Below are 12274 nucleotides of genomic sequence, written 5' to 3' on the forward strand. Positions count from 1 at the left end.
AATAATATGCCTATTTATAATGCGCCAATTCAAGACATGAAATTCATTTTAAATGATGTATTTAATGCAGCCGATTTTTGGCAAAAAAATGAACAGTTAGCCCATGTTGACAGTGATACGGTCAATATGATTTTAGAAGAAATGTCAAAATTTGCTAAAAACACGTTACTGCCTATCAACCGCTCGGGTGATGAAGAAGGGGCACAATATCTAGGTGAAGGCAAAGTAAAAACCCCAACTGGTTTTAAAGCAGCATTTGACGAATACGCACAAGGCGGCTGGATTGGTTTGGGCGGCGATCCAAATCATGGCGGTCAAGGCATGCCAAAAATGGTTACTATGCTCGCTGAAGAGATGGTATTTACTGCCAACCAATCATTCGCGCTCTATCCAAACCTATCAGGTGGCGCGTGCATGTGTATTTATAACGCAGGCTCTGAAGAACAAAAACAAACCTACTTAGAAAAAATCTACTCAGGTGAGTGGACAGGTACGATGTGTTTGACTGAACCGCACGCAGGTACGGATTTGGGTATCATCAAAACCAAAGCCGTGCCAAACCAAGACGGTAGCTACAATATTACAGGTACCAAAATTTTTATCACCGCAGGTGAACATGACTTAGCAGACAATATCATCCATTTGGTATTGGCAAAAACCCCCGATGCCCCAGCAGGCTCAAAAGGGATTTCATTGTTTATCGTACCCAAATTCCATGTGAATGCCGATGGCTCATTGGGCGAGCGTAACGCGGTAAGCTGTGGCTCTATCGAGCACAAAATGGGTATCAAAGCGTCAGCGACTTGCGTCATGAACTTTGATGGTGCCAAAGGCTTTATGGTAGGCGCAGAAAATACCGGTCTTGCGTCCATGTTTATCATGATGAACTATGAGCGTTTGACGATGGGATTACAAGGTATCGGTGGCGCTGAGTTAGCTTATCAAAACGCCACAGCTTATACCCTTGACCGTATCCAAGGTCGCGCCGATAGTGGTATCCAAGAGCCAAACAAAGCTGCTGACCCAATCGTATTTCATGCCGACGTTCGCCGTATGCTGTTAAATGCTAAAACCATCAGTGAAGCCTCACGCTGCTTCGCGATGTATGTCGCCAAAGAGCTTGATACCAACAAATATACCGATGATGCCGAAGCAAGAAAAGCCGCTGATGACCGCGTTGCTCTTTTGACGCCAGTTGCTAAAGCGTTCTTAACCGACCGTGGTCTTGAAGCGTCAATTGATGCACAGCAATGCTTTGGTGGTCATGGCTATATCCGTGAATGGGGTATGGAACAAATCGTACGTGACACCCGTATCTCGCAAATTTATGAAGGGACCAATGGTATCCAATCACTTGACTTGTTGGGTCGTAAAGTGGTGAAAAACGGTGGTGCGTTTGTGACAACGTATGTGCAAGAAATGCGTGATTTTGCCAATAACATGAACGCAGACCATGCCATCAAACAAGCAATTTTAATATCAGCGGATAAACTTGAAGACTTAACCAAAGCGGTGGTAGCAGCGGCAGCGGTCAATAAAGACGAAATCAATGGCTGTGCGGTTGATTATTTACAAGCCTTTGGCTATGTCAGCTTTGCTTATATGTTTGGCTTGATGGTTGAAGCGGCGAATGGCAAAGAAGGCGACTTCTATGCCAACAAAGCAAAATTAGCAGACTACTATGTCGGTCGTATGTTGCCACGCTTAGATGCGCATATTGCGATGGTAAAAGCAACGAGCCAACCCATCACAGCGTTTGACCGCGATTATTTTGCGGCAACCATCGCTTAATCCCTACTTAAACATAAAAAAATCGGCCACTTGAGCCGATTTTTTTATGGATTAATAGGTTAGCGAAGTATATCGTCATCCTCATCTGCTAACGATTCATCTTCATCAAAATCAAAGTCTTCATATTCATAATCCGCTGAGTCGTTTTCTTCAACGACAGCAACGCACTCTTCATATAATTCAAAAATATATTCTTTGATATCACTTTCTTGCTGGTGTTTATTTGGCGTGAGTTTGGCTTCTTCTTCATAGATGAATTTTGCCAAATTTAGCGCGACATAGTTATTACTTAGTTCAATCATGATGTTATCCTTCTTATGTGCGATATTATTATGTTAAAACGATAGCGGTAGCGCATCGTTAGTATGACATATTCAAAAATAGAAAGCTTAAAGCAGTTGTAAGCTCGTGTAAAATTCGAACTTTTAACAATTTGACGCCATAAAATATAAAACCCACCGAAGTGGGTCTATATGACTGCTTACTGCTTATCGTCTGCCATTTACGCTTTCGGTAATGTTACGCCCATTTGACCTTGGTACTTACCGCCACGGTCTTTGTAGGAAGTTTCGCACACATCATCGGCATCACTTTGGAAAAATAGCATTTGCGCCACGCCCTCGCCGGCATAGATACGCGCGGGCAAGTTGGTGGTATTACTAAATTCAAGCGTCACATGCCCTTCCCATTCTGGCTCAAGCGGTGTGACATTGACAATAATACCGCAGCGCGCATAGGTAGATTTTCCCAAACAAATGGTCAATACATCGCGGGGAATACGAAAATACTCGACAGTACGAGCCAAGGCAAATGAGTTGGGCGGGATGATACACTCATCGCCCACGATATCAATAAAGCTGCGCTCATCAAAGTTTTTTGGGTCAACGATGGCAGAATGGACATTGGTAAACACTTTAAATTCGCGCGCACAGCGGACATCATAACCATAGCTTGAGGTGCCGTAGCTGACCAATTTTTGTCCCTGCTCGCCCACACGTACTTGACCTGCTTCAAATGGCTCAATCATGCCATGCTCTTGTGCCATTTGGCGTATCCAGCGGTCGGATTTGATCGACATTTTGTTTCCTCAAATTTCAAATTTAGGCAGAATTATACTGTAATTTGCTACACATAGGCGAAAAAAAACGGCTTTCGAGTGAGAGCCGTTTTTTTTGGTGAGAAAATTAACTCATCCGCAATTTATCAAAGGTCAATTTATTTTGGGCATCGACATCTACTTTGATGGTATCGCCCGCCACAAACTCGCCCGATAACAATTTGACTGACAGCGGATTTTCGATTTCCTGCTGGATGGCGCGTTTTAGCGGTCTTGCACCATACACAGGGTCATAACCCACAGCGACCAATTGACTCATGGCTTCATCTGACAATACAATATTCATGTCACGCTCTTGAAGACGTTTGCGTAAACGTGAGAGTTGAATATCTGCAATACCCGCCATTTGCTCTTGCCCTAATGGATGGAACACCACGATTTCATCAATACGATTAATAAACTCTGGGCGGAAATGCTGATTGACTGAATTCATCACTGCCGCTTTGATTTCTTCGTAGCTATCGCCTGCCATCTCTTGGATTTTATGCGAACCAAGGTTTGAGGTCATGATAATGACGGTGTTTTTAAAGTCCACAACGCGACCTTGGCTGTCAGTCAAGCGACCATCGTCTAGCACTTGCAGTAGGATATTAAACACATCAGGATGCGCTTTTTCTACTTCATCAAACAATACCACACTGTAGGGGCGGCGGCGTACGGCTTCGGTCAACACCCCACCTTCTTCATAACCCACGTAGCCTGGGGGTGCGCCGACAAGACGGCTGACACTGTGTTTTTCCATAAATTCAGACATATCAATACGAATCATGGCATTTTCATCATCAAACAGGAAACTTGCCAACGCTTTGGTCAATTCAGTTTTACCCACGCCTGTCGGACCTAGGAACAAGAACGAACCGCTAGGACGATTGGGGTCAGACAGCCCGGCACGACTACGGCGCACGGCATTGGCGACTGCTTGTACCGCTTCATCTTGACCGACTACGCGCTCATGCAGTTTTTCTTCCATGTGCAGCATTTTTTCACGTTCGCCTTGCATCATTTTGGTAACAGGGATGCCTGTTGCAGCAGCAACGACTTCAGCGATTTCATTTTCGGTGACTTTATTACGTAGCAGTTTGACGCTTGGCGCTTCCCCTGCTTGCTCTTTTTGCTCAGCCAAGTCAGAGTCTTTAATACGTTTTTCCAGTTGTGGAATGGTTTCGTATTGCAGTTTTGACATGGTCTCGTAGTCACCTTCACGCTGGGCTTTTTCATAGGCGATACGTGCTTTATCAAGCTCGTCTTTGAGCTGTTGGCTACCTTTAACGAGGGCTTTTTCTGCTTGCCAAATTTCATTTAAATCTGCGTATTCTTTTTCAAGCTCGCTGATTTGGGTGTCGAGCAGTTTTAGCTGTGATTTTGCGCCTTCGTCATCTTCATGCTTTAAGGTTTCACGTTGCATTTTGAGCTGAATCAAACGGCTGTCTAGTTTGCCCAAGGCTTCTGGTTTACTATCAAGTTCCATTTTTAGACGGCTAGCCGCTTCATCCACCAAGTCAATGGCTTTGTCAGGTAGCATACGATCGGTGATATAACGGTTACTCATCCGCGCGGCGGCAATAATCGCACTGTCTTGGATATCAACCCCATGATGCAGTTCATAGCGCTCTTTTAGACCACGCAAAATGGCAATGGTATCTTCCACGGTAGGCTCATCAACCAATACTTTTTGAAAACGACGCTCAAGGGCGGCATCTTTTTCGATATATTGTCGGTATTCATCAAGCGTAGTGGCGCCCACGCAGTGCAGCTCGCCACGTGCTAACGCAGGTTTAAGCATATTACCCGCATCCATCGCGCCATCGGCTTTACCCGCACCGACCATGGTATGAATTTCATCAATAAATAAAATGACTTGCCCTTCGCTTTTTGCTAAGTCATTAAGTACCGCTTTTAGGCGTTCTTCAAACTCACCACGGAATTTTGCGCCCGCAATCAGTGCCCCCAAATCAAGCGATAATACACGTTTGTTGCGCAAGCCTTCTGGTACGTCACCATTGACGATTTTTTGTGCCAATCCTTCGACAATCGCTGTCTTACCTACACCCGGCTCACCAATAAGTACCGGGTTGTTTTTGGTACGGCGTGACAATACTTGAATGGTACGGCGGATTTCGTCATCACGCCCAATCACGGGGTCAAGTTTGCCCGATTCGGCGCGTGCGGTTAAATCGATGGTATATTTATTTAAGGCATCACGTTGGTCTTCGCTATTTTGTGTATCCACTTTATCACCCCCACGAATAAAATTAATGACTTGTCTTAGTTTTGGCTCATTGACCCCTGCTTTTGCAAGCAGTTTTGCGGTATCGCCCGTCTCTGCTAGAGCAACCAGCACCCAGTCAGTAGATAAAAACTGATCGCCGGCTTTTTGCGCATGGCGCTCGGCTAGATTTAAAATCTTAACCGTATTTGGGCTGAGATTGACATCACCTGTGGGTGTACCAATCACCGCTTGGTTGTTGAGCGATTGTTGCACGTCTGTTTTTAACTGATTTAAGTTTGCGCCTGCCTGTTCATACACATTGGCATTACTCGGTTCATTGAGTAGCACTGACAATAAATGAATCGGCTCAATCGCGGTATGATCACGGGTGACAGCGAGCGTTTGTGCCTGCTGAACCGCGTTTTGTAAGGCATTAGTAAATTTATCAAATTGCATTATTATTTTTCCTTTTAGCTTTAAACTAATTAGCTTTGAACTAAAATTGATATGGTGTTTTGATAAATCGTTTCAATATCCACCTTTAAGTTTTTTTAATTGTCAATGGTTATTTTCTTGATGATGCGATGTAGGTTTGTTTTCAACCCCCACTTGGGTCAATAGCTTGTAGAATTCATTGTGCTACCTATCAAAAATTGACAATAAAAATGTAGATAAAGTCATAAATCAACAAATTTTGGCTTAATATATAACTTCCAAAGGGGTACACCTAATCAGTTTTACTGACTGAGTTTTGTTGTTGGCTGATATGCGTTTCCTTTTATTAGTAGCAAATTAGTAGCGGAGTAGTGGCTTGATTTTTTATTAGCCACCTTGACCGTTATTTTTTAAAAAATTACGCCAACTAAAGTTTAAGCCATATTTAAAAATCGATACTAAAATTTTATGGACAGTTATTAAAATTATATAATATTTTCAATGGTTTATTGTAAGGCAGCTTACATTACATTAACCTATCTCCTACATGAATAGACAACAACCGTGCATGGCGCATGTTACTCTGCAAAACGTCAAATGATAACGCCACATAACAGTTCAGTGGCGCTGTATTATTTGGTCAGATAACAGTCAAAAAACAATAACAGCAAAACAATAACAGCAAAACAATAACTAGGAGTTATACCCATGCGTGCATTAACCTACCACGGTGCCAAAGATGTTCGAGTCGACAATGTTCCCGACCCACAATTACAAGCCAAAGATGATATTATCTTAAAAGTCACCGCTACCGCCATTTGTGGCTCGGACCTACATTTATACCGTGGTAAAATCCCTGCGACCGAAGAAGGCGATATTTTTGGTCATGAATTTATGGGGATTGTCGAAGAAGTGGGCGCTGAGGTCACGGCGGTAAAAAAAGGCGATCGCGTGGTGATACCCTTTGTAATTGCCTGTGGTAGCTGCTTTTTTTGTCAAAATGATCTGATGGCAGCCTGTGAGACCACCAATGAGGGTCCCGGCGCGGCGATGAATAAAAAGCTTATCCCACCACCTTCGGCATTGTTCGGTTTTAGTCATTTATACGGCGGTGTGCCGGGTGGACAAGCAGAATATGTGCGTGTCCCAAAAGCCAATTTTGGTCCTTTCAAAGTTCCAGGCTCATTGCCTGATGAGAAAGTGTTGTTCTTATCGGATATTTTGCCGACTGCATGGCAAGCGGTGACGAATGCCAACGTCACCAAAGGTTCGACTTTGGCTATCTATGGTGCAGGACCTGTGGGCTTGCTATCAGCCGCTTGTGCCAAAATGTTAGGCGCGGCACAAATATTCATCGTTGACCACAATGACTATCGTCTGCAATACGCACAAGATACATATGGCGCAATTCCTGTCAATTTTGACAAAGTTGATGCGGCAGAAGCTATTATTGAGCAAACTGCGGGGCATCGTGGTGTCGATGCGGTGATTGATGCCGTTGGTTTTGAATCAAAAGGTAGCATAGTTGAAACGGTATTGACGACGCTCAAACTCGAAGGCTCAAGTGGCGCGGCATTACGTCAGTGTATGGCAGCGGTACGCCGCGGTGGTACAGTCAGTATTCCTGGGGTATATGCAGGTCCAATTCATGGTTTCTTGATGGGTGATGCGTTTGACAAAGGATTAACCTTTAAAATGGGTCAAACTCATGTACATAAATACTTGCCACAACTGCTGGAACATATTGAAAATGGGGATTTATCGCCTGAAGCGATTATTACCCATCGTATGAATCTATCGGATGCGGCAAAAGGTTATGAAATCTTTGAAAAACGTGAAGAAGAATGTCGAAAAGTGATTTTGACACCGTAATTTTACCTTGTCATGGATAGATTTAGCATGGTTAATTTAGAATGATAAAATGAGCGTTAATCAGCTTGATACCATGATTAAGCATTCCATCACTAGCCCCTCACAACTTTTAGCCAATAATTTAGCCAAAGTTGTGCAAGGGGTTGGTGATTTTTTGCTATTGTTAGATATTGATGGGACGCTTAGTGAATTTCACTCCGATCCCCAACAAAGTTTTATCAGCAATGATAATTTAGCAATTTTAGCGCAGTTACAAAATCATCTACCCCTTTGGCTAGTAACAGGGCGGTCGGTTGCTGATGCTAGGCGTTTGACAGCGCCGTTAAAACTGCCTGTGATTGGTAGTCACGGTTTGCAATGCGATACTCTAATCGATAGCTATTGTTTGGTGGATATTGATTCAGCGCAGCTACAACAAATTAATCAAAGTATCGTTAACGCCACTGGTAATCATCCACACTGGCGCATTGAGCAAAAACCTTTTGGTGTGGCACTGCATTTTCGTGAGCATCCCGAACTTGCCGATAGCGCTTTAACTATCATGCAAGCTATTGGGCATGATTTTAATGATTGGCAACTTAAAGCGGGCAAATGTGTGTATGAGCTATTGCCGCAAGGTGTCGATAAGGGCAGTGCCATTAACCATGTTTTAAAACACTATCACCCTCATTGCCGTCCGATATTTATCGGCGATGATGTGACCGATGAAGCAGGATTTATTGCCGTACAAAGTTATGGTGATACATCAAATAAGAAAGGTAGTGATATCAAAGGAATTGGTGTCAAAGTCGGTTATGAACCCACCCAGGCCCATTATTATGTGAGCGACGTCTCAGCCGTTACCGCGTTACTTCAAGGATTATTGACCCTATGTCAAAGTTGATTGTGTTATCGAATCGGGTTAATTTACCTAATAAACAGTCACCTAAAGCCGTAGCAGGAGGGTTAGCAGTAGCGCTTCAAGAAGCCCTTGCCAAAGATGGCGGTATTTGGGTCGGTTGGAACGGTCAAGTAGTAACAAATATCAGCGATATGCCCGATACCGTCAACCAATTTGCGACTGAGCAGCATGACAAGGTCACCTATGTCACGACGGCTTTTTCACCCATGCAATATGAAAAGTATTATTGTGGTTACGCCAATAATCGACTTTGGGCGGGGATGCATGACCGCACGGATTTGATTGTATCAAGTAGTGAAGATTTTAGCGTTTATCAAGCTGTCAATCGTATGTTTGCCAAACAACTACAGCAAATAGCGCAGCCTGACGATATGATTTGGATACAAGATTATCATTTTTTTGCGGTAGCAAGGCATTGCCGTGACTTAGGCATGAAACAGCGCATTGGCTTTTTTTTGCATATTCCATTTCCCCAGTTATGGGTATGGGATTTTTTGACCTATGGTCAAACTTTAATCCATCAATTACTCGATTATGATGTGGTTGGATTACAAACCCAACCAGACGCTCAAAATTGTGTCGCGGTGATTGAGCAGCTACTCCCCCACGCCATCCAGATTACGCAAACAAATGCGCGTACACTGATTACCCATGGCAATCATACCACCTTAATACAAGCCTATCCGATTGGTATCAATCCCGTCTATATTCATAAGCTTGCCAGTCAACCGCTGTCTGACCTAGCTGTGTTAAAAAGTCTCACTTCAACTATCACCACGATTGTAGCGGTGGAACGACTGGATTACACCAAAGGTATTCCCGAACGCTTACAAGCTTTTGCCGCCTTTTTGCAGCGTTATCCGCAATATCTTGAACGGATTCAGCTGTATCAAATTGCTTGCCCATCCCGTCTTGATATTGAGACTTATCAACAGTTACGACAACAAGTGCATACCCTAGTTGAGCAAATTAATAGCCAATTTGCTACTGCCAGTTGGCAACCGATTATCTATCAAGAAGACCCCGTCAGTCATGACAATTTAATGCCGTTATTTAGGCAATGCCAAATTTGTTGGGTTAATTCGCTAAAAGACGGCATGAATTTGGTGGCAAAAGAATACATTGCCGCACAGGATGAACAAAACGCAGGGATTTTAATTTTGTCTAAAAATGCGGGGGCAGCGCACCAACTTCAGCAAGCTATCTTGGTCGACCCTACTGACAACGACAGCATGATAGAGGGATTATACCAAGCATTAACCATGACCAAACAACAACGGGAACAACATCACCAATCGCTACTACAGGGCATTTATGAGACCGATATTGACACGTGGCGAGCGCATTTTTTGGCAGATTTGACCCACATGGATAAAATTCTATAACCCAATAAAACAGATAATAAAATAGACAACAAAACAGCCAATGAGAAATTCACAATGACACCAGTGTTGGATCATGCTTTACCTACCGACTATCACCAATCAGACTTGGGTAAATTAATTACCGCTATTTTGCAAGACTTTCGCAGAGCGGTTGATACCTCACCTAAACTAAGCGATGCCGCTTATGTGACACAATTAAAGCAAACTTTGTCACAGTTGGTGCTTTTGTCCGCTCAAATTGCTTTGCCTGCTGACGGTCATACTTTACAGCGCTGGCAAGTATTGGCACAGGTTGCCGCTTGTGATTTGAACTTGGTCAAATTTTTTGAGTCGCATCTTGATGCATTGGCGATTTTGGCAGAATTGGGCGTGGACGATATTGCTGAAGGCCTATGGGCCGTATGGGCAGCAGAAGGCGGTAATGAGCCACTGCGTTTTGATGGCAAAACATGTACGGGACAAAAACTGTGGTGTTCGGGTGCGACCTTTGTCGATCATGGTTTGGTTAGTTTCCGAGATGCCCAAAATAACGCCCAATTGCTGATGTTAACCATGAAGCAACCGCAAATCACCATTGATGACAGCGGTTGGTATGCGGTAGGTATGCCCTACACGGCGACAGCCACGCTCCATCTAAAAGGCGCTAACGCCACCCAAATCATATCAAATGCGATTGCCAAAGGTAGCAGTCCTTATCTCGACCGCCCAGGATTTTGGCAGGGTGCAGCAGGAGTAGCGGCTTGTTGGTATGGCGCAGCAGCCCAGTTGGCACAGTTTTTATTGGACAGTTATCAGCAAAAACCCCAAGCCTTTAAAGCACTTTATCTTGGCGAAGTGTCGCAAGCACTCAGTGTCACCCAAGCGTACTTTTATCAAGTTGCGCAATTAATTGATAGTGAGCCGAGCCAAAGTCATGCACTCGCCATCCGTATCTTAAGAGCGCAAGTGGAGGCTACCGCCATGCTAGTGCTTGAAAAAGTGGGTAAAGCTTTGGGCGCAACGCCTTATTGTAAAAACGCCCATTTCGCACGGCTTTCGGCAGATTTATCGGTATTTATCCGTCAAACCCATGGCGCATTTGACAGTGAAGCGATTGGCAAATTGACTGCAGAACAGCTAGGCGATTCACAAGGGGCATTATGGCAACTGTAGATTCCCAATACGCCCCACTGCATCCAATTGTGGGTGACCGTTTAATTGCAGGCGACGGCACCTCTGCACAAGACTGGCAAGCGTGGCAAGGGTTAGACAGTCTCACCAGACTGGATATATCGACCCATTTTCCCAAACATCGGCGCGTGTGTATTTTTGCGCCGCACCCAGATGATGAGATTTTGGGCTGTGGTGGGCTACTGCAAGCGTTAGTGGCTCAAGGCAATCAGGTATTGATTGTTAGCGTCACCCAAGGCGAGAAAAGCCACCCTAACTCAGCGCTGTATCCGACCGACAAACTGGCAAAAATCCGAGCACTTGAAAGCCAACTTGCGCTTGAAACGCTGGATAGCAGTTTGGATTTGCCCAATGTGTCGATGACTAATTTGAATTTTCCTGATGGCGAAGTTTTTGGGCGACAAGCGGATTTTTTTGACAAGTTAACATCGCTGATTCAGCCCGCTGATATTTTAATTACCCCATTTGCGTACGATGGTCATCCCGATCATGAAGGCACTGGGAAAGTGGTACAGCGTTTTGCCCATGAGTTTAAAAGTCGCCTAAATTTAGCCTGCTATCAAGTGCTGATTTGGGCATGGCATTGGGCAAAACCTGGCGATAGCCGTATTCCCTGGCACAAGGCATGGCGATTTGATTTAAGCGAATTGCAGGCGCAGCGAAAAAGTTATGCCATGCGCTGTTTTAGCAGCCAAATCTATGCTGACCCAACAACGGGAACAGCGCCTATTTTGTCAGATACCACGTTAACCAGACTTAGCCAACCATTTGAGGTATATCTTCATGACTGATGTGTCAGCGTATTTTGCCCAAATTTATGCCGATAGTAGCGACCCTTGGCAATATGAAAAACGCTGGTATGAAGTGCGAAAACGCGCGATTTGCTTGTCATTGTTGCCCTACCCACATTTTGCCAAGGCGATTGAACTGGGCTGTAGCAATGGTGTATTTAGTGAGCAGTTAGCCCAGCGCTGCGATTATTTACGGTGTGTGGATGGGCAGCTTGAGGCAGTCGAACTTGCCAGTGAGCGTCTGCACAACCAGGCGCATGTGCAAGTTATGCAAGGCTTGATACCGCAGGATTTGCCCAGTGAGCGATTTGATTTGATTGTGGTCAGTGAGATTTTATACTACTTGGCGCCTGACGCACTGACCGAAGTCATCGCTTGGCTAAACAGCGCATTAACCGACAATGGTGTGATTTTAGCTTGTCATTGGCGCTATCCGATTGACGGGTTTCAACTGACAGGCGAAACAGTCCACGACTGTTTACAACAACAGCTGCACTACCGTCAGCAAAGCCATGTGATTGACCAAGATTTTTTGTTGACCATTTGGCAAGCCAATCACCAAAGCCTTGCCACGCAAGAAAATCTAGTGGAATAAATCTAGTG

Annotated in this window: 10 protein-coding genes; 7 read left to right on the top strand and 3 right to left on the bottom strand. The window is 44.4% G+C overall.

From position 1 onward, the window contains the following. Window positions 1–6: 6 nt before the first annotated feature. Window positions 7–1791, top strand: coding sequence for an acyl-CoA dehydrogenase C-terminal domain-containing protein (locus RTS10_RS01655; protein ID WP_312538898.1), 1785 nt, complete (start codon window positions 7–9; stop codon window positions 1789–1791). Between the two features lie 59 nt (window positions 1792–1850). Here RTS10_RS01655 and RTS10_RS01660 read toward each other — a convergent pair whose 3' ends face one another. From RTS10_RS01660 to clpB, 3 genes are all read right to left on the bottom strand, one after another. Next, window positions 1851–2093, bottom strand: a complete 243-nt coding sequence (locus RTS10_RS01660) for a hypothetical protein (protein WP_312522451.1) — start codon at window positions 2091–2093, stop codon at window positions 1851–1853. 200 nt (window positions 2094–2293) lie between these two features. After that, complete coding sequence (dcd, locus tag RTS10_RS01665; protein ID WP_007116249.1) at window positions 2294–2869, bottom strand: dCTP deaminase; 576 nt, start codon at window positions 2867–2869, stop codon at window positions 2294–2296. Window positions 2870–2975: 106 nt separating this feature from the next. Further along, the gene (gene clpB, locus RTS10_RS01670; RefSeq protein WP_312538899.1) at window positions 2976–5573 is read right to left on the bottom strand and encodes an ATP-dependent chaperone ClpB; all 2598 of its coding nucleotides are present in this window, start codon (window positions 5571–5573) and stop codon (window positions 2976–2978) included. A 687-nt stretch (window positions 5574–6260) separates the two neighbouring features. On the opposite strand from clpB, the gene RTS10_RS01675 reads away from it, so the two are divergent. The 6 genes from RTS10_RS01675 to RTS10_RS01700 are packed head-to-tail and all read left to right on the top strand — an operon-like array spanning window position 6261 to window position 12266. Continuing rightward, window positions 6261–7424 (top strand): zinc-dependent alcohol dehydrogenase, encoded by a 1164-nt coding sequence (locus RTS10_RS01675; protein ID WP_312538900.1) that lies wholly within the window; start codon window positions 6261–6263, stop codon window positions 7422–7424. Window positions 7425–7473: 49 nt separating this feature from the next. Next, window positions 7474–8307, top strand: a complete 834-nt coding sequence (gene otsB, locus RTS10_RS01680) for a trehalose-phosphatase (RefSeq protein WP_312538901.1) — start codon at window positions 7474–7476, stop codon at window positions 8305–8307. Beyond that, window positions 8295–9710 carry an alpha,alpha-trehalose-phosphate synthase (UDP-forming) gene (locus tag RTS10_RS01685; protein WP_312538902.1) on the top strand — a complete coding sequence of 472 codons (1416 nt, stop codon included), beginning with the start codon at window positions 8295–8297 and terminating at the stop codon, window positions 9708–9710. Before otsB ends, RTS10_RS01685 begins: the two co-directional genes overlap by 13 nt. Window positions 9711–9764: 54 nt before the next feature. Then, window positions 9765–10862, top strand: a complete 1098-nt coding sequence (locus RTS10_RS01690) for an acyl-CoA dehydrogenase (RefSeq protein WP_312538903.1) — start codon at window positions 9765–9767, stop codon at window positions 10860–10862. After that, window positions 10850–11671 (top strand): PIG-L deacetylase family protein, encoded by an 822-nt coding sequence (locus RTS10_RS01695; protein ID WP_312538904.1) that lies wholly within the window; start codon window positions 10850–10852, stop codon window positions 11669–11671. The genes RTS10_RS01690 and RTS10_RS01695 overlap by 13 nt, the downstream gene beginning before the upstream one ends. Then, the gene (locus RTS10_RS01700) at window positions 11664–12266 is read left to right on the top strand and encodes a class I SAM-dependent DNA methyltransferase (RefSeq protein ID WP_312538905.1); all 603 of its coding nucleotides are present in this window, start codon (window positions 11664–11666) and stop codon (window positions 12264–12266) included. The genes RTS10_RS01695 and RTS10_RS01700 overlap by 8 nt, the downstream gene beginning before the upstream one ends. Window positions 12267–12274: the final 8 nt, after the last annotated feature.

Source organism: Moraxella sp. CTOTU47616, assembly GCF_032017465.1.
GTDB lineage: Bacteria > Pseudomonadota > Gammaproteobacteria > Pseudomonadales > Moraxellaceae > Faucicola > Faucicola tetraodonis.

Coding starts and splice junctions, on each gene's coding strand:
- RTS10_RS01655 (WP_312538898.1), top strand. CDS start 7: ATGCCTATTTATAATGCGCCAATTCAAGACATGAAATTCATTTTAAAT.
- RTS10_RS01660 (WP_312522451.1), bottom strand. CDS start 2,093: ATGATTGAACTAAGTAATAACTATGTCGCGCTAAATTTGGCAAAATTC.
- dcd (WP_007116249.1), bottom strand. CDS start 2,869: ATGTCGATCAAATCCGACCGCTGGATACGCCAAATGGCACAAGAGCAT.
- clpB (WP_312538899.1), bottom strand. CDS start 5,573: ATGCAATTTGATAAATTTACTAATGCCTTACAAAACGCGGTTCAGCAG.
- RTS10_RS01675 (WP_312538900.1), top strand. CDS start 6,261: ATGCGTGCATTAACCTACCACGGTGCCAAAGATGTTCGAGTCGACAAT.
- otsB (WP_312538901.1), top strand. CDS start 7,474: ATGAGCGTTAATCAGCTTGATACCATGATTAAGCATTCCATCACTAGC.
- RTS10_RS01685 (WP_312538902.1), top strand. CDS start 8,295: ATGTCAAAGTTGATTGTGTTATCGAATCGGGTTAATTTACCTAATAAA.
- RTS10_RS01690 (WP_312538903.1), top strand. CDS start 9,765: ATGACACCAGTGTTGGATCATGCTTTACCTACCGACTATCACCAATCA.
- RTS10_RS01695 (WP_312538904.1), top strand. CDS start 10,850: ATGGCAACTGTAGATTCCCAATACGCCCCACTGCATCCAATTGTGGGT.
- RTS10_RS01700 (WP_312538905.1), top strand. CDS start 11,664: ATGACTGATGTGTCAGCGTATTTTGCCCAAATTTATGCCGATAGTAGC.